The organism is Tenacibaculum xiamenense (assembly GCF_964513065.1).
GTDB lineage: Bacteria > Bacteroidota > Bacteroidia > Flavobacteriales > Flavobacteriaceae > Polaribacter > Polaribacter xiamenense.
This window is the reverse complement of sequence record NZ_CAZEQU010000016.1, coordinates 47,823-71,914: the sequence shown is the minus strand read 5'-3', so window position 1 is coordinate 71,914 and position 24,092 is coordinate 47,823. Positions and strand designations below refer to the sequence as shown.

At 31.7% G+C, this 24,092-nt stretch carries 19 protein-coding genes; 16 read left to right on the top strand and 3 right to left on the bottom strand.

Translation table 11 applies throughout. From position 1 onward, the window contains the following. Positions 1-62 precede the first annotated feature (62 nt). The 4 genes from ACKTTV_RS07125 (at position 63) to ACKTTV_RS07110 (ending at position 2,204) form a co-directional block, all read left to right on the top strand. A complete protein-coding gene (locus ACKTTV_RS07125) occupies positions 63-578 on the top strand; it encodes a hypothetical protein (protein WP_408030135.1) in 516 nt (171 codons plus the stop codon). 232 nt (positions 579-810) lie between these two features. Then, positions 811-1,161, top strand: coding sequence for a hypothetical protein (locus tag ACKTTV_RS07120; protein ID WP_408030134.1), 351 nt, complete (start codon positions 811-813; stop codon positions 1,159-1,161). 1 nt (position 1,162) lies between these two features. Next, positions 1,163-1,387: a hypothetical protein gene (locus ACKTTV_RS07115; RefSeq protein WP_408030133.1), complete on the top strand. Its 225-nt coding sequence runs from the start codon at positions 1,163-1,165 to the stop codon at positions 1,385-1,387. Between the two features lie 10 nt (positions 1,388-1,397). After that, entirely contained in the window at positions 1,398-2,204 is an 807-nt protein-coding gene (locus ACKTTV_RS07110) for a DUF7829 domain-containing protein (protein WP_408030132.1), read from the top strand. 5 nt (positions 2,205-2,209) lie between these two features. Here ACKTTV_RS07110 and ACKTTV_RS07105 read toward each other — a convergent pair whose 3' ends face one another. Then, positions 2,210-3,550, bottom strand: coding sequence for a phage integrase SAM-like domain-containing protein (locus tag ACKTTV_RS07105; protein ID WP_408030131.1), 1,341 nt, complete (start codon positions 3,548-3,550; stop codon positions 2,210-2,212). A gap of 474 nt (positions 3,551-4,024) precedes the next feature. Between ACKTTV_RS07105 and ACKTTV_RS07100 the strand changes: the two genes are divergently transcribed. Both ACKTTV_RS07100 and ACKTTV_RS07095 read left to right on the top strand, forming a co-directional pair. Then, on the top strand, positions 4,025-4,570 hold the full coding sequence (locus tag ACKTTV_RS07100; protein ID WP_408030130.1) for a restriction endonuclease: 546 nt from the start codon (positions 4,025-4,027) through the stop codon (positions 4,568-4,570). A gap of 32 nt (positions 4,571-4,602) precedes the next feature. Then, positions 4,603-4,902 carry a hypothetical protein gene (locus tag ACKTTV_RS07095; RefSeq protein ID WP_408030129.1) on the top strand — a complete coding sequence of 100 codons (300 nt, stop codon included), beginning with the start codon at positions 4,603-4,605 and terminating at the stop codon, positions 4,900-4,902. Between the two features lie 136 nt (positions 4,903-5,038). Here ACKTTV_RS07095 and ACKTTV_RS07090 read toward each other — a convergent pair whose 3' ends face one another. Beyond that, on the bottom strand, positions 5,039-5,920 hold the full coding sequence (locus ACKTTV_RS07090) for an aspartate/glutamate racemase family protein (RefSeq protein ID WP_408030128.1): 882 nt from the start codon (positions 5,918-5,920) through the stop codon (positions 5,039-5,041). 151 nt (positions 5,921-6,071) lie between these two features. Between ACKTTV_RS07090 and ACKTTV_RS07085 the strand changes: the two genes are divergently transcribed. From ACKTTV_RS07085 to ACKTTV_RS07075, 3 genes are all read left to right on the top strand, one after another. After that, positions 6,072-7,256, top strand: a complete 1,185-nt coding sequence (locus ACKTTV_RS07085; protein ID WP_408030390.1) for an S-methyl thiohydantoin desulfurase domain-containing protein — start codon at positions 6,072-6,074, stop codon at positions 7,254-7,256. A 504-nt stretch (positions 7,257-7,760) separates the two neighbouring features. Next, entirely contained in the window at positions 7,761-8,696 is a 936-nt protein-coding gene (locus tag ACKTTV_RS07080; RefSeq protein ID WP_408030127.1) for an avidin/streptavidin family protein, read from the top strand. A gap of 48 nt (positions 8,697-8,744) precedes the next feature. Continuing rightward, the gene (locus ACKTTV_RS07075) at positions 8,745-9,941 is read left to right on the top strand and encodes a pepsin-like aspartyl protease (protein ID WP_408030126.1); all 1,197 of its coding nucleotides are present in this window, start codon (positions 8,745-8,747) and stop codon (positions 9,939-9,941) included. A gap of 268 nt (positions 9,942-10,209) precedes the next feature. On the opposite strand, the gene ACKTTV_RS07070 is transcribed toward ACKTTV_RS07075, so the two are convergent. After that, positions 10,210-11,433 carry a hypothetical protein gene (locus ACKTTV_RS07070; RefSeq protein WP_408030125.1) on the bottom strand — a complete coding sequence of 408 codons (1,224 nt, stop codon included), beginning with the start codon at positions 11,431-11,433 and terminating at the stop codon, positions 10,210-10,212. Positions 11,434-11,548: 115 nt separating this feature from the next. Here ACKTTV_RS07070 and ACKTTV_RS07065 point away from each other — a divergent pair, with 115 nt between their 5' ends. The 7 genes from ACKTTV_RS07065 (at position 11,549) to ACKTTV_RS07035 (ending at position 24,089) form a co-directional block, all read left to right on the top strand. After that, positions 11,549-13,930, top strand: coding sequence for a TonB-dependent receptor (locus ACKTTV_RS07065; protein ID WP_408030124.1), 2,382 nt, complete (start codon positions 11,549-11,551; stop codon positions 13,928-13,930). 142 nt (positions 13,931-14,072) lie between these two features. Then, positions 14,073-16,133, top strand: a complete 2,061-nt coding sequence (locus ACKTTV_RS07060; protein WP_408030123.1) for a hydantoinase/oxoprolinase family protein — start codon at positions 14,073-14,075, stop codon at positions 16,131-16,133. 2 nt (positions 16,134-16,135) lie between these two features. Next, a complete protein-coding gene (locus ACKTTV_RS07055; RefSeq protein WP_408030122.1) occupies positions 16,136-17,800 on the top strand; it encodes a hydantoinase B/oxoprolinase family protein in 1,665 nt (554 codons plus the stop codon). Between the two features lie 330 nt (positions 17,801-18,130). Beyond that, positions 18,131-18,940: an aspartate/glutamate racemase family protein gene (locus tag ACKTTV_RS07050; protein ID WP_408030121.1), complete on the top strand. Its 810-nt coding sequence runs from the start codon at positions 18,131-18,133 to the stop codon at positions 18,938-18,940. Between the two features lie 6 nt (positions 18,941-18,946). Beyond that, positions 18,947-19,288, top strand: a complete 342-nt coding sequence (locus ACKTTV_RS07045) for a hypothetical protein (protein ID WP_408030120.1) — start codon at positions 18,947-18,949, stop codon at positions 19,286-19,288. 69 nt (positions 19,289-19,357) lie between these two features. Next, positions 19,358-20,986, top strand: coding sequence for an L-glutamate gamma-semialdehyde dehydrogenase (gene pruA / locus ACKTTV_RS07040; RefSeq protein ID WP_408030119.1), 1,629 nt, complete (start codon positions 19,358-19,360; stop codon positions 20,984-20,986). A 796-nt stretch (positions 20,987-21,782) separates the two neighbouring features. Then, the gene (locus tag ACKTTV_RS07035) at positions 21,783-24,089 is read left to right on the top strand and encodes a TonB-dependent receptor domain-containing protein (protein WP_408030118.1); all 2,307 of its coding nucleotides are present in this window, start codon (positions 21,783-21,785) and stop codon (positions 24,087-24,089) included. Positions 24,090-24,092 lie beyond the last annotated feature (3 nt).

Here is a 24,092-nt window from a genome sequence, read left to right as displayed (position 1 = left end):
ATGGAGTTATAATCCTGTTAAGTCCTAAAAAGTGAAATTGAATTGTTTATCATAGAAGCTATATGGAATTATTAATTGGAGTATTAATAGAAAAGACTAAATCTAAAAGAGCAGATTTTCTGGTGAATATAAAAGATATGGGGACTGTTTTATTCGATGTGAAGTGCCGCAAGAAAATAAGGTTTCATAAAGGTTTCGAAGAATATTTTGCTTTATATATTTCTGAATTAGAGGCTCTTCATAATTTGCAGAAATCGATCTTGATGCCAGTTTGGCTTGCTTTTACGGATAGAGATAAAATAAAAGAGAATGACTCTCATGATTTTTATTTCGTGTCAATATCAACAATTATTAACTATTGGGTTGGGCTCATCGATTACTTTGATAAAGAAGATTATGAAATCACAAAAGTTTTAAGAATACCTAACTCTCTATTGACAAAAATATACGATGAATTCAGAAAGAGAAATATTAATTTTTGTTATCCTTATGAGGTAAGTATGTTTGTCAGTCAAATGATTGAAAAGGATGTTATTGAATACCGACCACAGAAATTTTTAAGATTAATAGGTGAATGATTATTATGATGGGCATAGTTTTATTTACAAGAATATTTCAATTATTCATATGTTAGTTGGAGCTCAATATTATTTGATGTGTTCGTTATTTTTTTATCTTAGTTGGCTGTTAATTAATAAAAAAATAGAAAATATTATAAAGTCCCGAAACCATGGTTTTAAACAGCTAAGAATAGAGTATTATTTATTTTAGTTTGGCTTTTTGTATTAAGTAATTTAAAAATATATGTTAATGAAGTTAGAAGATTTTATTTCTGAAAGTATAATACAAATAATAAATGGAGTTGAAAAAGCGCAAAGGTTTGCTTTAGAGAAGAAAGCTAAAGTAAATCCTAAATCTCTAATTCTGTTAAAAGCTTCTGAAAATTCTTATGTCGATGAATATTCAAATAAGCCTGCACAAAGTATAGATTTTGATATATCAATAACAACTAAAGAAGAAGGGGGAACTTCAGGGAAATTGGGAGTTTTCGTATCTGTATTTAAAGCAGGAGTCGAAGGAAGAGAGGCAATAGAAAATTTCACCTCAAATAAAATTAAATTTTCAGTACCAATAGTACTGCCTTATCAGGAAAAAGAATAATATGAGTAATATAGATTTTAAAATAGGAGATAAGATATTTCATAAGTCAGAATCTCGTGTAACATGGATTATTGAAAGTATAGAGAATGGAGAAGCAACATGTTCGACGGTAATTAAAGAAACTCTTGAACAGAAAAGACAAAAATTTAAGTTAGCATCAATAGAGAAATGTGGGGCAGAAACCTTTCGAATTGGTAGTACCAAAAGGAGAAATAATCATTTTTAGTTAAAGAGTAATGGATTTTTGGAAAGAAGAAAGAGTAGTAAGTTATCTTGTCGAAATAGAAAAATTCTACAAAGATTGTTCAACAGATTTTTTTCCTGGAATTAATCTGTTAAACCAGTTAAATAAACAGGATAAGAGGGAATTGAATAAGAGACTTCATTTAGATAAAATTATTGGATGTGAAAAACGTCTGGTTTTAAATGTATGTATAGAGAATCAGGAGAAAGATAACTTTTCATTTTATTTGATAAGGACATTAGACTTAGATATAGAAGTTAATAATTATGGCAGTTCAAAAAGTACAGTGTTTATAGAACTAGCTAAAAAATACTTTAAAGCAAAAGGCTGGTTTCATTTACAATTATTTAATTTACTTTTTGAGAGGGGCTATGTAATAAAGAAAGAAGATATTAACTTTGTTTTAGAGTTACATAAAGAAATTAAAAAACAATCGGATTTTGATAAATGGGCAATTTTGAGGTTTGCAACGAAATTGAATAATTGGGAGAAGTTTGATATAGCAATGAGGAAAGAGCGTGAGCTTTTTACGATTTTATCTTTAAAAATGGGCAAGCCTATCTACTTTAATTTTCCAAACTTATTGGGTATTTCTAATAATGCTATTCAACATTACAGAGAGAGTGGAGATGTAATTTTGAAGGCAATGGATTATTATAATAGGACATCTCAAATAGAGAAACTAGATTCTAAAAAAGGAACATTCAAGCGTAAAAAACAAGAATATTTCGAAAATAAACCTATTCAAGATAAGGATTTTGAGGAGGTTGTTTTCGATATATTCCCCGAACTAAAATAGATTTTCTAAGAACTCAACACCATATCTAAAGCATCATCAGCTTCCTTATGAATAAAATTCGCCTGATAATTAATAGTTGTTTTTAGATTACTGTGACGATATAGCTTCTGTAATACCTCTGGACTAATACGGTTTTTAGCAATATTCCCAAAAGAATGTCGGCTGATATGATTGCTCAGACTGATTTTTATGTCACACATTTCAGCAATTCTTTTAAGGTGCTTGTTCATAAGACTTGTAGCATTTCTGGTCTTAACAAATATATCTTCTTTGTTGTTTTGGTTTGCTTTTTTTAGGAAAGGAAAAACATAATCGGTTTCAGATTGTTTGTCTTGTTTGTAGAGATTAAGAATAATATTGGCTTTTTCAGGGATTTTAAGACTCACAGGCTTTTCGTTTTTGTTCATTTCGTAGTAAAGGCGACCATCAATAAAATTCATCCATTTAAGCTCAACAACATCCGATATACGAACCCCTGCAAAATAATACGAAAACAAATACACGTTTTTGGTATGCCAAATAGAAGTGTTCGATTCTAGTTCTAAATCTTCAATACTTTTGATTTGCTTGACGTTCAATCCGATCTTATTCCCAGATTGAATATTGATTTTTTCCTTTTCTCCTGCAAACGGATAATGTTTTTCATGTACAACTCCTTCTTTTATAGCTTGATTGTAAAGTGTTCTTATTAGAATCAACTGATTGGTTACTGTACGAGTTTTCTTTTGCTCTAAATGAGAAATACAAAACGTTTTAAAGCCTTCTAAAAAAGGAGTGGTAATATCTTCAAAGAACAGAGAATTATCCTTAGAGAACTTCTTAATTAAGTCCATAGTATGATGCTCATATTTCCTTCCTTTAGAAATGCGTTCTTTTCTTCTCAGTTTTATGTTTTCTCGTGCTTTCAAAATAGGTTCAGAAGGTTTGTGATTTACATATTCTTGAATATTATGCAGTATAGATAATTCAGCTTTAGCGACAGAGAAAGTGCCTTTTAAGTATTTCTTTTTTATCCTCTCTGATGCTAATTTGAAAAATGAAACATTTTTTCCTTTGCGCTTTACCTTTGTGTGAATCTGTTGCGTAGAAAGGTTGCTATTCTGCGTTTCATCATCTAAAACTACTTCATTAGCCTCTGAAATTTTCTTAGAAATGAGGTTATTTAAGCGGGTAGAATTAGGATGAGATTTTTTTACACGACGATTTTGTTCATCCCAATGCTTGAAATCAATATACTGCTTGGTATAAATAAAGGTAGGTTTTCTATTTTTAATGATTCTAACGCAAATTGGGTATAGTCCTTGTTTATTAGGTTTTTTTCTTAAAACAGCGGTAATTGTACTCATAGTTTCTTTGACTTTTCTGAGTATAAATATACAAAATTTGGGTACAACATAGGTACAACAAATTGCGTTTTTATATGGTTTTATTTGTCTTTATTTGAAGTGTTTGAATATTTAAAACATTGAAAATCAATTAAATTAATGTTTTTTGAAATGTAAACGTCAAGGCTCATAACCCGAAGGTCACAGGTTCGAGTCCTGTTCCCGCTACTAGAAAAGCTTCACAATTTGTGAAGCTTTTTTTAGTTTAAAAGGTACAACAAATTACTAGTTTTATAAGTTTTAGGTAAAGAGAATAAATCTGCCTTTCAAGGGGGCAGTAACAGGTTCAATTTTTATCTTTGTAGGTTAAAATCAGGTTTTTGAAGAGGTGTGAAAACTTTTTTGTTCTTGAGTTTCCCGTAAACTCTCCCATTTTATTCGGTTAATAAATACATGTACTTTTACTATTCTTTTAAATCATTAGACATAATTAAAATGGGGTTCGAAAAAATTTTGCATTATGATACAATAAAATTGAATAATATTTCTAATCAAATAGAAGTAGGGAATTGTGAAATTGTAGTTCCCTATGAAAAAATATCTCCCTCTAATTGGGGGAAAGTTTATGAAAAATATGTAGGACAAATTCTAGAAAAAGAAGGGTTTCAAGTAAAATATAATGGATTAAATTTAGGGAAACTAGACGGAGGAATAGATTTAATTGCTGAAAATGATAATCTAATCAATCTTATACAATGTAAATATCTGAAGGGTAAAATAGCAAAAAGTAAAATAGACTGGATTCTATACAGAGCTTCAAACAAATTATTTAAAACTTACAAAATCTCTGAGAAAAAATTAGTATTTACTCTAATTGTTAATAATATTGATATTAATTTTTCTAAAAGGATTCCTAAAAATTTTAAGTTGAAGTTTACTGATATTGAAAAGGTTAAATACCCTTGGTTACAATATTATCTTGATCATAACCATATTCAAGATAAGATTAAACTTGAGTTTCGAGAAGTAAGAATGAATTAGCATCTCATATTGGGAAAATCTATTTTGAAAAATTGAAGAACTATAAGAACGCTATAATATGGTATGAAAAAGCCATAGAAAGTGGAGGGAAAAGCCCAACTTTGTTTGAGAATATAGAAAAATCTAAATCTTTGATTCAAGAAAGGATAAATGCTGTTAGCACGAACCCTATTCTTCAATCTAAAATAGCAGACTATCAAAAGATAAAAAGAAAGACTGAGAAGAGTCTAGAAGCTTTGGAGAAAGCTCTTATTCCTCTACAAAAAATAAAAGATAGTTATTTCAATCTTATAAAGGAGAGAAAAGATATAATTGAAACAACAAAAAAATAGTTTTAAATACTATTTTTCTTTTTATTCACCTTCATAAAAAAAAAACTTCCATAAAACAAAATTAACTAGTTTTATGGAAGAGTTAAATTTCTTCACTTGCAAAAAAATCTATTAAACTGAAAATGAATTATGCGAGTTACTTATCAAATTCTAATTCACTTACTTTTGCTGGCTCATTAATTATGTTCGATAAAACATATGGAGTTTGGTAAATTCCAAATTTTTTCAAATCACCTTCTGAAGGTTGTTGCATACCATGTATATGACTCATTGACCAAATCCCTTTATTCATGGCCATATGTTCAGCTGTTTTCAATGCCGCAATTGATGGATCAATTACAGGTATATGGCAATTAAAAATACCTTGTAAATATGTTTCTACCTCACTAAATGTACCTGTTTCTAAAGTACACCCTAATACAATAGATTCAGCACCTTTATTAACAGCATCTACAGCTGCCTGTTTTATTGCAGCTAAGGTTTTAGTCGGGTCTACAGGAAGCTGATCAGCAGGAATACCCAAAATTTCAAAAGAAACTAAATGATCTCTATAACCATAATTATATACCGTTTCTCTCATTTGATCCTCCCAATAATCCATCCCTATGATAATTGAAAATTTGTTAGAAACATTAACGGCTATCTGACAAGAAGCCTGACAAGGTACTATGACTGCCATATCTCCCGAAATAGTTCTACTATCGATTAAAGCAGGATCATAAAAACAGCCTATTACCATGGCGTCATATTTTTTTTTAGGATTAGCAATACTTCCTAATCGGGCTACTTGTACAATAGGCTCTATTACAAGACCTTCGTAAGGTCTAAATCCCAAATTATCTAAAGTTTTTGGCAAATTAGTTGTTGGTTGAAAACAAGCTACATCCAATGAAGTACTGTCATATTTATACTGTTTTAATGAATCCGCAAAAGATTTGTTGTAATCCGGGTCCGACAATGGATTTAAGTATAAAACTTCAAAGGTTTCTGTTGCTTTTTCATTTTTAAAATTGCTCATAGTTAAGTTATCTAAATAATATCAAACTTACTATAATTATGAAACAGAGTAAAAACTACAGCAATGATTTGACCCTAGCGGTTTCTAATTCAAAAACCAAGTTGTTTACAGGACCTCCAGTGAAAAAAAAAAATTAAATACTTCTTTTGATATTGATAAGAATAATTTAGAAGACATTGCCTGGGGATTCGGGCTTTCGGCTAGTGGTGGAGGTGGTTCATTTTTAGATGGACTACAATTGGTACAAGATATGCTTAATAGTGGTTTTGATTACATAACCGCTTTAGATAAAAACAATGCCCCAGATTATACTTACGCTGGTATTGCAGGAGGTATGGGAGCTCCAACTGCTATTAGTAGCTTACTTGATTTTGCTGTTGCTTGTAAAGCTGCAATTGATGCATTTAATAATGAGTTTTCAAGTAAAGCCATTACGGGAATTTTACCTATAGAATCAGGTCCTGTTAACGGCTTATTAGCAATATATATTGCTTTTAAATACAAATATCGTTTATATGACTGTGACGGTGCAGGTAGAGCGGTACCTTCTTTATCTAACTTACTATATAGCAAACCATTTTCAAATGTAAACTATTCTCCTTCTGCCGCTGCAAGCATGGATGGAAAACAAACCTCGACTAATAATACTTGGACTACTGGTGCCGAAGCAGAAGAAGGTTTAAGACCAACAATTGATAAATTAGGTGGAGCTGTTGGTATTACAGCTTGGGCTTATGATAGCTATAATTTAGCTAACACTGATTTATATACTGGTACTTATAGCAATCATGCTACTATTGGGAAGAATCTAAAAACATATTATACAGATAAAGTAAATCTATATGCTTATTTAGAATCACTAGCACCAAAAAACTCTGAATTTGAAAACCTGCTCTTAGACACTCATCTTGTAGATGTTGTTGAAGAATCTGCTGCAGGTTATGATAAAGGATATATTGTATTTAATAAGGAAGGAGATAATGAATACAGACTCTATTACTTAAACGAAAATATGTTTATTGCTCAATATAATGTAAAAGATAATTCGTATAAATACGTAGCTACTGCTCCAAGTACTATTACCATGTTTATTTATGATTCAAATCCTAATAAAGATTTAGGTTTAGAAGCTGGATATATTCCTTATAACACGGGGGATTTAAAAACTATTAAAACCTTAAAAGGTAATGAAATGATTGTTTCTGTAACTCCTCCAACTTGTTTACTATATGGGAAAGATCAAAAGCAATCATTTGTTAACGTATTAAACTCATACTTTAATGATGATAACTTCTCATTTACAATATCAGACATCATTCCAGCAGATTGTAAGTAAACTTTGTAAAATTAACTAATAATAGACTAAAGCTTTATAACAGGTTTTGTCTTAACTAAAATTAAATCTTTTACAGTAATTTGGGCGAAGGAAGAATCTTGAAGAAACACTCTTCACTAATTTGAAATGTTTATAAGATATACGATTATACTTCTAATCATTTACATATTTTTTCATTTTCAAATAATACCTCTTTCGCCTTTACTAGATTTTTTAACATTGATACTCTTAGATAATTAGGAAAGTTGTAGATCTATTAATCTAGCTATGCAATACACCCTTAATTATTTTAAACTACCTATCGTAACAGCAAAGCAAAATCAGATTTGTCTATTAAAGTGGTTATTTACAAATAAGGTTTAATAACAATATGAATGATAATAATCAAACAATTCAATATCATACCATATAAAAGCATAGCGACTAACTCTGCGTTTATAAAAGGAACCATTAGATATTCGCTTGTAATAAATGAATTTTTAACCAATTAATATAAATTAAATTATGCGAAAAAAAGCAAAAAATGACAACAACGGTTTAGTTCTTGAGAGACCTACTTCAAAAACTAAATCAACTATTGATCCTTTAGTAGGAACAAAATGGGAAAACCAATATAACTCACTTTTAACAATCGTAAGTGTATCTTCCACGGGGCTTATTATAGGGGAATACTCTTCAACTACTGGATCATCAGGGACTTACCCTGTTATAGGGTTCGTGTCACCTGTATCAGCTACTGAAAAAAATAGAACTATCGGAATCACTATTAACTGGAAGTCTTTAGATGAAGGAACTGCCGATCCATCATGGGATTGGGTATCGGCTATGAATGGGCTTTTATATGAGGATGGAAGTAAAATTCAATTTTTACACGGAATGACTTCTTCTTCCCCTTTTTCAGCTGTTCAGGTTTATGAACCTGGAGTTTATACTGAGTCTTTAGAATTTGTTCCATATAAAGGCAATAATTCGAAAGAAGAGTTATCTAAGGAAGATAATGACATAAATGGGCTTAATCATAGAGTACCATCATTCGTTTCGGAAGACCTACCAGGTTATCAAAACAATAATAGTCTATCAATCTTTAAATCTATTTCGAACATACAGATAAACTCAAATAATAATAATGAACTTACAGCATCTGTTGAGGTTCAATTGTCAGTAAATGGTTCAATCAGAACCATTGCAATGCCAGTAGATGGCTTCGGTCAGCCAGTTGTTAAGGAGACTGGTTTAAGAGCTATAACATTTATAGGTCAATATACGAACGAAAACTTCCCAGAGAATTATCAAGTGGTTAACGTTTCTTTTACAGGTTTCATTGACACTAATAATGATGATTTACTAACCTTAGAAACTTTTAAGGCATCAGCACGAACGAATGATAATAAGTACACCAGTGTATCGATTAGCCAAGACACTTTTTCTAAAAAACAATAATTAATCCAAGCTAAAACCTAAAACCTAAAAACTAAAAACTAAAAAATTATGAATCAAAATAAAGAAACAACATTAGTAGCTACAAAAGAATATACCATGACTCTTCAAAAAGGCCCTTATCAAAATAACGGGGCTAACCCTTGGTATACTGAACAAGCACACATTGGACATGGAGAAGGTACTTTTGGTATATTTAAAATTTGTTTCGATACAGGAGCAAGATTCTGTTGGATAACCTCGACACAATGTGATACTGATGCATGTATGTGGTTTAATGTTCCTGAAGGATCTGATCCAGAACATAGAAAACGATTTAGACCACAGAGTGATGATTACTTTGAATGGATTCAAGAATCACCAACAGTTACTATTGATTTTGGACCGTGGGGGAAAATGGAAGCGAACCAAGCAAGCGATAAATTATTTTTAGCTTATGATAGTGGTAGTTACTCTACAGATGGAACCTTAACTGCAAATTTATATTTAGTAACGAATTACGAAGGTCCACAATTCAAAGAATTAAATTGGGAAGGTGGATATGGTATTTCAACAGGAAGAAATTTAGATAAATACGGTTTTCACTTTATTAAAACCATGGTTGATAATGGTAAACTAGCCCCAGGACCAGAAATTTCATTTAACTTCAAAAAATCTACAGAGCCAGATAAAAGTACTGGTACTGTTCATATAGGAACAGAAAACATACCTGACGATGTTGTAAAGGAAAGTGAATTTACACTTCCTGTTACTTCATACAGTGATGATTATAATTACCTTTGGTTAATGCCTTTAGAAGATATTACAGTAGGAGAAGATATTATTACTTTTCGCCCTTCTCCATCGGGTAATGAAAAATACTTTGTGTTAGATTCAGGAGCCTCTCAATTAAAAGGAGACGATTGGGCTATGAACCAAATTTATTCTTTAATTAAAAATGCTCAAAATAGTGGACAACCATTACCAGACATTAAGTTTCATTTTTTTATTAATGGTGAAAAGAAAGTATTAGTCCTTACGGAAAAAGAATATTTAAGCTTTATTGATTTAGGAGAAGATGCAGGTACTACTGTTGTTGATGTTGTTCCATTAGAAGGATTGGGAGGAATTGCATTAGTAGGTTCTTTAATGATGGATCATATTTTTACTAGATATATTTATGATAAAAGCCCAGAAGTTATCGGGACTGAAGTTAAAATATACAATAAAGTAGGAGGACCTGTAATAATTCAAGATGAACAGGCCTAATTATTTTTATTAATAGATTTTCGATAGAAGTTAGCACTTAAGCAAAATAGTAAATCGAAATAATAGAGACTGTAAACTAGACTAAGTTTAGTTTACAGTTTCATTTCTGGTAAAACTAAATCTGCTAACTCATGAATGCTTGTGTCTTCAGTTTTTTTATTTTTATAGAATCTTACATGCAATATTCACATACTTCATATTAGGCTCTATTGTTTCAAAATGAAATTATACATTAAAGTGAATAAAGATGCGAGTAATTAACACACTTTTAGTAAAGAAATTCCACCTCTCCATTAATAATATTGTTATTAACATCAGCAGCAGTGTATTTCCCAATGCGTTTTCCATTCTCTTTAATTAGATTATATACCTTTATGTATATTGATATTCTCTTGATATAAAACACACCATTAATAGTGAAAACTATATTTAATACTTGTCCATTATTTATCAAGTTAATCTCATCGTTTTCTATAAACAATGACTCATCAATACTTTTAATTTTTAAGTGGTATTTTTCAACTTTTAGCTTTAAATCGTAAGTTTCTTTTTGATGGTTTATTTTTAACAAATATTCGCGAGAAATATCATTTAAAATTTGAGCATATGGACTTTTCTTAGAAAATAATAATGGATTCTTTCTTATGACACTATCTACAACGATTCTTTTTTTATTCAATTCCTGACATATAACAGGATCAAAATCTTTGTTTTGAACCTCTTCTTCCATTTTTTGTTTATTATCAAACTTTTTCAATATCATTTTACCTGCAATAGTATTGTCATATTTATCAAAACCAGAATAAGTTCCAATTAAATAATCTCTTTCATGAGGTGCAGATTTACCTATAAAAAAAACAAGCTTTGCTCCCTCATTCTTTTTATTCCCATTAAAAAACTTAGTGTCAATAAAAAGAAACCCTTCATTTTTTGTTATGGTTCCGAAAAAAGTGTAAGTTCCTATTTTCCCATAGTTATCCTCATAGACATAATTTATCTCTATATTTTTCCATTTATTTCGAATAATAACCTCACCTTTATTTAGTCTATTATCTTCACCATAGTAATAGCTAGTGTAATAATAATCTTCGGTAGTAGTAGAATTAATTAGTATTTCAACCTGTTTCTTTTTTTGTTCCTCCGAAATTGAACCTTGAGCAAGAAACTCTTCTAAGTTTCTTAATCCTAAATAATTAAAAAAAACATACCTATACTCATCACTAATTTTAATAAAAGGCTTTCCTGTAAGCGCTTCCCTTTTCTTATTGTATAAGTATTTACCATTAATATAGGCTTTAGCTATTTTTTCAAATTCGTTTTTTAAGTTCGGTTTTTCTGGGGTATAATTTCCAAATCCGAAAACTTCGGTTTCTTTATAATTATCTTGAATCTGATAAGTGTTTGAAAATCTTTCAATAATGTTATTTAACAAAATAGTGAAAATCTCATTTGTTAAAATTAACGACTTACTTACTTTATTATAATTTCCCATGTAATTCCATATTGTTAATTAGGAATTACAAATTTAATACAAAAAAAAAGGAAATAAATAGTAGGAATCGTTTTCAACTTAAATTGGCTCTTGAATATTACTAAACTTTACAAATATGTTTAAGAAACTTATTTTTTTATTTTTTGTATCTCCTTTAGTTATGTTTTCCCAAGAAATATCTGTTAGCGGAATCGTTAATTCTTCAGACGGAGTTTTACCTGGAGTAAATGTGACAATTAAAGGAGCTAATTCTGGTACGATTACTGATGTTGACGGTAATTACACCATCCTAGTAGATAAAGAAGCAATATTGGTGTTTTCATTCATTGGGTATAAAACCAAAGAAGTTAGAGTTTCGGGAAGAAACAATATCAATATAAATTTGGAAGAAGATGCAGCACTTCTTGGTGAGGTAGTTGTTAAAGGATTTACAGATGTTAGAGGTAGAGCAAGAAAACGTATCGAATCTATTCAAGCAATGCCTGAAAGTGTTACTGCGGTTACATCACAACAAATTGAAGTTACTGGGATTGATGATATTGGAAGCTTCTTAACTCAAATTCCTGGAATTTCTTTTGGAGAATCGCAAGACCCAGGTACCGTATTAATAAGTGTAAGAGGTATTCCTCAAATTAGATATGGTCCTTCTCCTATTGCTACAGTAATAGATGGAGTGTATTTGGCATCTGCAGATTTAACGAATCAATCCTTATTCGATATTGATCAAATAGAGGTTATTAAGGGTGCTCAAGGGTTATTTTACGGTAAAAATGCCATTGGAGGTGCGGTAGTAATAACCACTAAACAACCTAAAAATGGTTTTAATGGAAAAGCTCAAGTTGGTTATGGAAATGGTAACGCTTATAAATTACAAACCAATTTTTCTGGTTCAATTAAAAATAATAGATCTTACTATCGTTTAGGAGTAAATTATTCCAACTTTGATGGCTTGATTAATAATACAACTTTAAATGAAAAAGTAGATTTTAGAAGAGACTTAGGTCTGCGTGGAATGTTAAAGTTTCGATTAAGTTCAACGAGCTTACTATCGTTAACAGGACAATACAACAATAGTAAAAGTGGAGCTATAACATTTATTAACAGTAATGAAAATCCAGACTTTGAAGATTTCAACCCAAATAGCTTTGGCGGAAATCCTACCGCCGATTTTTTAGGAGAAGGTTCGTTAAAGTCTACTGTTTTAGCGGCTTCATTTGAAACTTCTTTTAATAGCTTCAAGCTAATGTCTCATACCTCTTACTCAGATGTGAACCTATTTTACGATGGTGATTACCTATCTTTCGCTCCAATAGACAACTACGGACCTATTCCTGCGGCTACACAGGCAATGACCAGAGCTTCAAGAACTCTTAATGAAGAGTTACGCTTGGTATCTACGAACGATAACTCAAAATTAAAATGGAATTTAGGGCTCTTTTATCAAAATATAAGTTCGGACTGGGACACTAGTGCTTTCTTTAATCAAGATACTAATGACTTTAATTATACCAATACAACCGAACAAATCATTACTGCTGATGATAACAAACTCAGTTCTATTGGAGTTTTTGGTTTTATTGAGTATGATCTAACTGAAAAATTTAATATTTCAGCTGGTCTTAGAAACGAATGGGAAACATTAGAGAATACTGAAAACGTAGCAGGAATAACAAGCAAAAGATCATATTCTGCTTTTCAACCTAAAATATCTGCTTCTTATAAAATAGGAAAAGATAATATGATATATACTAGTTATAGCAGAGGTTTTAGAAGTGGGGGTTACAATCCTTTAGAAATTGCTGCTAGTGGAATTAATAAAGAGATTAACCCCGAATTCACCAATAGTTTTGAACTTGGATTAAAAAATAGCTTTTGGAACAATAGGTTTATTTTCAATGTGGCATACTTTAACACTGTATTTGAAGATCAGCAAGTATATAGATTTGGATCTGATGGAGTCAGAACATTTTTAGGAACTATTAATTTCGAAGAATCTAAGTCTTCTGGCTTTGAAATCGATACGAAGTTAAGACTTACAAAACATTTAGATCTTCTTGGAGGGGCATCTTTCATTGATACGGAAATTACGAAGGCTTTTGAAGATTCTGCAATAGGGAATAAAATTCCATTTGCTCCTCAAAGTAGTTATTATATTGGGTTATTTACCAATTTTGAAACTGGAAAAGACTCTAAAATATCCGCTAATGTTAACGTAGAAAATAAAGGAAAAAAATACTGGTTTGCAGATGACTTATATGGTATAGATCAAGAAAGTGTCTTTCAAGATGCCTATACACTTGTTAACACAAAACTAATTTATAGCATTCATGATTTTTCCGTTGGTTTATGGGGGAAAAACATTTTCAACACGCAGTATAATCAAGAATGGTGGCCATTCGGAGTATTTGATGGAGACCCTAATGGCGGTCCTTTGGGTGATATTCGTACTCCTAGCCAACCTACCACTTATGGTGTAGAATTATCATACAAATTTTAAGGAAACAATACTGAAACCATTGAATTTCATTGTTATTATTTGAATTTTTTATTTGTTAATTTTCATGTACTGATTATCAAATATTAATTAAGCCGTTAAATAATTCCTTTAACGGCTTTTAACCAAAAAAACATTATATATTATGAGAGTAGCCACGGATATTGGCGGTACTTTTACAGATCTCGTATGTCTTGAATTTAATAAAAAAGGAGAGCCTATAGGTGTAAAAGTAGCCAAATCAGACACCACACCTTCTAATTTTGAACAAGGTATTTTAAACACTATCTCAAAAGGTGAGGTAAACTTAAAAGAGATAGATTTTTTTGCTCATGGTACTACCGTAGTAATCAATGCTCTTACTGAGCGTAAAGGAGCGAAAACAGCATTAATAACAACAAAAGGTTTTAGAGATGTTTTAGAAATAGCACGTTGCAATAGACCTGATTTATTCAACTTTAATTTTATAAAGCAAAAGCCTTTTGTACCAAGGTATCTTCGTTTTGAAGTCGAAGAAAGAATAGATTACAAAGGAGGAGTTATCAAAGATTTAACTACTTCTTCTTTAAATAAAATTATATATGAATGTAAAAAAGAAAAAGTAGAGGCCATTGCGATCTGTTTATTACATGCCTACAAAAATCCAATTCATGAAATAGAACTCGTAAAACAGATAAAAGAAATAGATTCTTCTATTGAAATCATAGCCTCTCACCAAGTTACAAGAGAGTGGAGAGAATATGAACGTACGAGCTCTACAGTATTGTCTAGCTATGTTTTACCCATTGCAAAAAAATACCTCAATAATTTAGAGGCTAAATTAGCCTCCAAAGGGTTACAAAACAAGCCTTATATTATGCAATCGAATGGTGGAATCACCACTATTAAAGATGTAAAATCTAACCCAATTACTATGGTAGAATCTGGACCTGCCAGTGGTGTTTTTGGTGCAATTGCCTTAGGTAAAGTAATCAATAAGAAAAATTTAATTGTTTTAGACATTGGTGGTACAACTGCTAAATGTGCCTTAGTAGAAAATGGTCAAGTAAAAATAACTACTAATTATAAAATTGAGCACTCCAGAACCGAAGCAGGTTACCCAATTCAAACTCCAGTTATTGATATCGTTGAAATTGGTAATGGAGGAGGTAGCATTGCATGGATTGATGAAGGAGGAAAAATGCACGTTGGACCTAAAAGTGCAGGAGCGATGCCAGGACCAGCTGCCTATGGTAGAAATGGTAAAAATCTAACAACGACAGATGCTAACATAATTACTGGTAGAATTCATCCAGATTATTTTTTAGGTGGTGAATTTAAGCCAGATTATGAAAGTATTGAAAAAGCAGCTAAACCACTCTGCGATGCTTTAAATGGCTCAAAAGAAGATATTGCTAAAGGTATTTTGAGAATTGCTAACTCAAACATGATTAATGCGTTAAAGCTTATTTCCGTTAACAAAGGTTACGATCCTCGAGATTTTACCATGGTGGTTATTGGTGGTGGAGGTGCTATGCACGGTGCAGATTTAGCACGAGAACTTCAAGTAAAAGAGTTAATTATCCCTCCTCATGCTGGTGTATTCTCAGCTTTCGGAATGTTGATGTCGGATATTAGGCGAGACTACTTGCGAACAAATGTGTTAACGCTTACAGATAATGAAAAAAGTACTATTGTGAATACCTTCAACGAAATGAAAAAAGAAGCTATTACTAATTTTGAAGCGGACAATACAGCTTCTGAAAAGGTAAAGTTCACATATTATGCAGATTTAAGATATGCAGGACAAGAACATTATGTTAAAGTTCTCTTGAATAACTTTTCTGAAACAACATCTTTGACTGATATCATTTCTCATTTTCATAATGAACATAAAAAACATTATTCATTTGAACTCGATACAGTTGTAGAATTAGTAAACTTCCATTTGGTTGCCGAAGTAGAAGTAGACAAACCAGATTTTCCTAAAATAAGACCAACAAATAAAAAACTAAAAGATGCCATTTTTGATATAAGACAAGTGGACTTTGATGATTTAGGAGTTCAAGATACAACTTTTTATCATAGAGATTTATTAGAGCCTAATATGAATTTTAAGGGACCTGCTATTATTGCAGAAAAAGCAACAACAACTGTTGTTAGCCCATTACACTCAGTAAATATTGATGTATATGGAAATTTAATTTTAACCCTAGAAAATAACTAATCATGGAAAAATTTACATTAGAAATTATTCAAGATGCCTTAGTAGCTGCTGGAGATGAAATGTTTAAAACATTAGAAAGAACAAGCATGAGTCCAATAATCTATGAGTCGTTGGATTATGCTGTTGGAATTACAGACAAAAAAGGAGAGTTACTTGCTCAGGGAAATGGGGTAACTGCTTTTTTAGCTGCTTTAGACTCTGTAGTAAGAGCTACCTTAGAAAAGTTTTCCGAAGATAACTCTCTTAAAGAAGGGGATATCATTATAGCTAATACTCCTTATGCAGGTGGTGGAACTCACTTATCTGATGTTTCAATAATTTACCCTGTTTTTTACAAAAATGAACTGGTAGCGTTTACCGTAAATAAAGCACATTGGACAGAATTGGGAGGTACTTTTCCTGGGTCTGTATCAACTGTAGCTACAGAAATTTATCAAGAAGGGTTACATTTTCCTTTCATAAAAGTAAAATCTGAAGGTAAATTAAACGATGCTATAATTGATTTAATTAAAGCAAATGTACGATTACCAGATAGCACTTTAGGTGATTTATTTGCCGGTATAGCAGCAGCGGAAGTCGGAGCTAAACGTGTTATTTCCATAATAGATAAATACGGATTAGAAACTTACAAAAAGGCTAAAGATGATTTTTTAGATTATGGAGAACGAATGTGTATCGAAGCTTTAAAAGGTATTCCTAACGGAGTATATGAAGGTGAAACGGCTATAGAAGACAATGGTTTCGGAGAAGGGCCTTTTCCAATTAAAGCAAAAATCACTATAACTGACGAAGAGTTTATAGCCGATTTCAATGGTTCACATCCTCAGGTAAAAGGTGCCACAAATTTAGCCTTTAGCGGTCTGGTAACAGGATGCAGGAGTTTATTTAAAGCCATAACCACACCTCAAATGGATGCAAATGGAGGTGCTTTTCGTCCTATGAAAGTCTTGTGTAAACCAGGAACCATTGTTAGCGCTGAAGCGCCATCCGCGGTATCAGTTTACTATGAAGTGTTAATTACTTCAATTGATTTAATTTGGAAAATTTTGGCTCCTTTAATTCCAGATAAACTACCAGCTGGTCATTTACGTTCAGTTTGCGCTACGTTCATCTCTGGAATTCATCCCGATACGGATCAATTCTATATTCAAGCAGAACCGTTAGCTGGTGGTTGGGGAGCTTCTGCAACACATGATGGAAATAGAGGACAGCTATCATGTGGAAGTGGAGAATCTTATAATATCCCCATCGAAATTCGAGAAATGAGGTATGGTATTCAAGTAGAGCAATATGCTTTTCATAATGAAGGTGGTGGTTATGGAGAGTTTCAAGGAGGAAATGGACAATATGTTGATTACAAAATCACTTCCGATGGAGCCAATGTAACAGGAGCTTTTTTAGGTGAGAAAACAAAAACTTGGGGGATGAACGGAGGTCATGACGGTTCATACAATTACTTTATGATTATTAGAAAAGATGGATCAAAACAAAGGTATAATTTGGGAACCAATATCGCTCTTGAAAAAGGTGATATTGTAAGATGTGTTACAGCAACGGGTGGTGGATATGGTTCTCCTGAAAAAAGATCGAAAAAACAAGTATTGTCAGATGTAAAAAACGGATATATAAGTTTAGAGGAGGCCAAGGTGTTTTATCAGGTTTCCTAGTTCTAAAATGCTCTTTCTTATTAACGTATTGGTGCCATTTATCAATTGTTTAATAATTAGTTAACTCAAGACAAGTTCATAGTTCAATAGATAAGACATGTGTTTATATGTTGTTTGTTGAGTTCAGTTATAGTAATTCAAGCACATTTTGTAGTCAAAATCATTCGAAATTGTTTTAAATATCTAGGGCTATTATTGAAGATTCAAACATATTGGCAGGATATCATTATACACCGATATCCTTAAATATCGTAAATAATAGTCATGTTCTATGAACGAGTCTTGAGCCAAAAGACTATTCAATAACTTTTAAAGTAAAAACTTACTCAAATGAAAATGAATAAAATACCACATTTAAAAATAATGTACTTAAACCCCATAGGATTTGACGCTTACGATCCTTTTTTTGCTGAAATGATCAAAGACAATAAATTTCCAAATACAGAAGTTCATGTGACTTCATTAAATAGCAAAGTAGGTTTAATGGATAACTTAGAGTACAGAACTTACAACGGTTTAATTTCTTCAGAATTAATAAAAGCTACCAGACAAGCTTCAATAGAAGGTTTTGATGCTTTAATTATCGGCTGCTTCTATGATCCACACTTACTTAGTGCTCGTGAAATTTCTGGAGATATGGTTGTTGTTGCGCCTTGTCACTCTTCGGTAGAAATTGCCTTAAAATTATCCAATAAATTTTCAGTTATTATTGGTCAAAAAAAATGGGAAAACGAAATGCATCATGCAATAAAATCATATGGTTATGGCGAACATTTGGCTTCATTTAGAGATGTTGAAATGAACGTTTGTGAATTTCAAAAGAATCATGACATCACAGCTAACAAATTGTTTCAAGCAGCAGAGAAAGCAGTCAATGAAGACTTTGCCGAGTCGATTATTTTAGGGTGTACATGTGAGTTCGGTTTCTATCAAGAAATTCAACAAAAGTTAAATATTCCTGTTATAGATCCTTCTCTAGCAGCCCTAAAACAAGCCGAGCAAGCAGCTCTTCTAAAAAAGAATTACGGTTGGAAACCTTCAAGGAAATGGAGTTCAGAAGCGCCATCTGAAGCTGATATTGCGGAATTTGGATTATTTAAAGAGCCTTTTGAGTTTGGAAATAGAATAATTGTTAACTAGTTAAAAATGGAGCTATCTATTCTCGAATATGCCAAAGGCACCGAATATGATTACTTAAAGGAAATATTCCAAAATATAGAGAGTGGCTATAGTGTGCAATTTGGAACAGGGTGTTTAAAAAAAGGCTTAAAAACTCCTGTTCAAGGTGATTATACCAAACATGACAAACACAAAATAGTTTGCATACTGGAAGGAAAAGTAATTCTAGAGTTAGAAAATGATACAACACAAAAGATCATTCTTTCATCTGGTGATATTTTTAAAATTGAAAAACAAGAGGGACATGCAGCTACCATTTTAGAAAATACCAAACTTATTTACGTGATGTTTGGAGAAACAACTTCTTAAATTAACTGCAATAGCTAAGACAATAGATAAAACTTCGAACCAAAAAATTAAACACTAAAACGACACGACATGGGTAATGGATTTTTTAAAGTACCTAAAGTTAAAAACGAGCCAGTTAAAAACTACGCTCCAAATTCTTTCGAAAAAAAAGAAGTAATGGGAATGTACAAAAGGATGATAAATGAAAAGATTGATATCCCTTTTTACATTGACGGAAAAGAATTCAGAACAGGAAATACGAAAGAAATTAATCCTCCTCACAATCATAAACTTTGTGTGGGTAAATACCACTTAGCTGAGGAGGAACATGTATACTTTGCTATAGAAAAAGCTCTGGAAGCTCGTCAAAAATGGGCTAAAACAAGCTGGGAAGAAAGAGCCTCTATTTTTTTAAAGGCGGCAGATCTCTTAGCTGGTCCTTATCGATATAAGCTCAATGCCGCGACTATGATTGCCCAGTCAAAAAATGTATATCAAGCTGAAATAGATTCAGCATGTGAACTTATCGATTTCTTTCGATTTAATGTTGAGTTTATGACTCAAATTTATAACAATCAACCAATATCTTCTTCTGGAACTTGGAATCGAACCGAGTACAGACCTCTTGAAGGTTTCGTTTACGCAATTACTCCATTTAATTTTACCGCCATTGCTGGGAATTTACCAACTTCTGCTGCTATGATGGGAAATGTAGTTATATGGAAACCAGCAGCTTCGCAAGTATATTCAGCTCATTTAATCATGGACTTACTTAAAGAGGCGGGGTTACCTGATGGTGTCATCAATATGATCACTGGAAATTCTGGCATGATTTCAGATATTCTGCTTAAAAACCCAAATCTAGCTGGAGTACACTTCACTGGTTCAACCTCTGTTTTTAATGGTTTATGGAAAACTATCGGGAATAACATAGATAACTACAAAACATATCCTAGAATTGTTGGTGAAACTGGAGGAAAAGATTTTATTTGGGCTCATCCTTCAGCAAATTCTAATGAAGTGGCCACAGCAATTTCAAGAGGTGCCTTCGAATATCAAGGTCAAAAATGTAGTGCTGCTTCAAGAGCTTACATACCACAAAGCTTATGGTATGAAATAAAAACCTTGATTATTAAGGATATAAGTTCTTTTAAAATGGGAACTCCTGAAGATACATCCAATTTTATAAATGCTGTTATAGATAAAAAAGCATTTACAAGGTTATCCAAATTTTTAGATCAAGCTAAAAAAGATAAAGAAGCCGAGATAGTTATCGGAGGAAGTTACGATGATTCAATAGGATATTTTATAGAACCAACAGTAATCGTCACCACTAATCCCAAACATAGTGGTATGTGCAAAGAACTTTTTGGACCAATAATAACCATATACATTTATAATGATAACGAATGGAAATCAATACTAGACGTAATTGATTCAACAAGTGAATATGCCTTAACAGGTGCCATATTTAGTAAAAATAGAGATGCCATTAAACTTGCCTCTGAGAAGTTAGAAAACTCGGCGGGTAATTTTTACATAAATGATAAACCAACTGGTGCTGTGGTGGCTCAACAACCTTTTGGTGGAGCACGTGCTTCAGGAACAAACGATAAAGCAGGATCAGTTTGGAATCTTTTGAGGTGGGTAAGCAATAGAACAATAAAAGAAACATTTGTTCCTCCTACAAATTATAGATATCCTTTTTTAGAAGATTAAAATGCAGGGTTTTATTAAGATGCTTAGGTACTGAAACTAGTGCTAGCATCTAACAAAGTCGAAAGAGATTTTCTTTCGACTTTTTTTAGGGGTAATTCTAAATGTTATGTTTTTTCTTTTGAATATCTGTTTAATATCCTAGAAAAATAGGTCTGAATTTTCAATTACCCTTTGCGTTTTACCTTGGTGTGTATTTGATGAGTAGATAAAGTTGCTATTCTGTGTTTCGTCATCTAAAACTACTTCATTAGCCTCTGAAATTAATGATTCTAACACAAATTGGGTATAGTCCTTGTTTATTAGGTTATTTTCTTAAAACAGTGGTAATTGTACTTATAGTTTCTTTGACTTTTCCGAGTATAAACATACAAAATTCGGGTATAATATAGGTACAACAAACTGCGTTTTTATATGGTTCTGTTAGCCTTTATTTGAGATTTAAAAAAATATAAATATTGTTAATCAGTTAAATTAATATTTTTTAAAATAGAAACAATAAGGCTCGTAACCCAAAGGTCACAGGTTCGAGTCCTGTTCCCGCTACTAGAAAAGCTTCACAATTTGTGAGGCTTTTTTTTATTTAGCTTATTACACTATTTTTTTACACTAGAAACTTTGTAGAAAAAAATTAAAGAAAGTGAAATTGCTCACTTTTGATATAAACCTCAAAAAAGGAATACAAAAAGTTTACTCACCTTAAAAGAGTAAAGGGTTAACAGAGTAAATATCCTTATTAGCAGATTAAATTTTTAGGTTAAAATAGAAGCGCCCATTTTTGAGTATTAAAGCTTATAAAATGACACGTATTCTTGTTTTCAATATCTTTTTTTGGATGCCAATAATTTCTTTTGCACAACTATATAGTGGTGTAGTAAAAGATGCTACAACTCAAGAAAGTATTCCATATGCAACCATAGGTCTCTATAAAGAAACAGTCTTAGTAGATGGAACTTCTTCCAATGAAAGAGGGCAATTTCAAATAAAAAATAACAAAGAGGCTACGCATATAGAGGTAAGCTTTATGGGATATGAAATTTACAAAATTCTCATTTCAGAAATTCTAGATTATCAAAACATGAACGTAGTCTTACAGCCATCTAAAAACGAATTAAATGAAGTTGTAGTTCAAGCTGAAAGAACCACGACACAGTTAAAGATAGATAGGAAAATAGTAAACCTAGGAACCGATTTACAACAATCAGGTGCCACTGCATTAGAGGCTTTCGATCAAATTTCAGAAATTCAAACCGATTTAGGAACTGGTAGTCTTTCACTTCGTGGAAGCGGAAATGTACGTTTATTAATCAATGGAAAACCATCGGCTATGAATTCAATGGAATTACTCGATCAGATTCCAGCTTCGAGTATTCAACGTGTCGAAATTATTACTTCGCCATCAGCAAAAAATCAAGCTGATGGTTTATCGGGCATCATTAATATTATTTTTAAAAAAAATATAAATCAAGGTTTAAATCTAAATTTAAATTCATCTGTTGGTACCAAACGTTATCAAGTTGGCTTTGATGGAAACTATAATACTTCAATAGTAAATTTTAGACTGCAAGCATCACATGGAGAAAGGAGAATGGACAGCAAACAATGGATTTATCAAAAATATGCCAATGGAAACACCCGCGATTTTTATGCCCCACATGATTTCAACGGAAAAGTAACGAGAGTAACCTCGGGCTTAGATTTCTTTTTTGATGAAAAAAATGAATTATCGTTTGAGGTAAGTTATACACATGACTTTCATAGTTTTTTTAATGACACCTACTACACAAATGTAACTGGTCGTAATGATTATCTGTATACTCGTAATTCATCACATACACATAAGACTGCTATATACAATGTTAATTACAGAAGAAAGTTCTCGGAAGATGGACATTTTCTAGAACTTGATTATAACGTAAACGATAATAAAAACATTTTACCTGCATCGGATTTTGAAGATGATAGTTTCTTGTTTGATGAAGAACAAAGCAATAAAAATAACTTGCATGCTTTAGCTATTGATTATACGGTGCCTTCTGAAAAAATAACTATTGAGGCTGGAACTTCATGGAACCATAGAAAATTGACAAGTTTTAATAATTTTGTTCCTTCTGGAGGAATAGCTGTAAACGATATTTTTAACTATAAAGAAAACCTGTTAGGAATTTATGGATTAACCAAATTTAAAACAGGAAAACTTAATTGGCAAACGGGGTTACGATATGAATATTTTTCATCAAACTCTGATAATACTATGAATGGCCAAACAACAGATTTAAGTTTTTCAAACCTATTCCCATCTATACATTTATCCTATGAGCTAACTGATAAAAATACTCTTAATACTGGATATAGTAAACGAGTTTCAAGACCTAACTTTAATCATATAAACCCTTTTCGTATGGGGAATCAATATTTTCAATGGAACGCAAACCCTTCTTTAAAACCAGAATTTGCAGATAGTTTTGAAGTTAATTATCAATATGATGGAGAAAAATTAAACTTATCAATAGACACTTTTTATAGGTATAGAACTGACGTGATTCAGTGGCTGCAAGTTATTAATGATGAAGGGGTTCGTATAGTAAGCTTTGATAATGTCGGGAAGCGTAATACTTATGGAATTGAAACTAATACACACTATAAAATTAATTCATTTTGGAATACACAACTTTCGGCAAATTATTACTACTCAAAAGCTAAACAGCCTAATATTACCTGGACCGATTTATATTCTTCAAATATTATACTAAAAAATACATTTAAAATATGTAAAAGTATAACTACAGATATTACATATACTCATGTTCCAAAGCGTCAAGATGTATTTTCTCAGACCCAACCTAGAAATAGATTTGATTTGGCAGCAAGAGCTAATTTTTTAGATAATAGATTGACCGCAAGTTTTCGGATAGTAGATGTGCTTGATAATAATCTTCGAAAAAGAAAATTGGTTTTAACTAATGTAGTTCAGAATGAAACTTGGCGGTTCCAATCGCAAACTTTTGGTTGGATGTTTACCCTAAACTATAAACTTTTTCAAAATCAAGGAAAAACGAGGAATAGAAAACAACGAAACTACAATCATGGCGGTGCCATTGAATAAAGA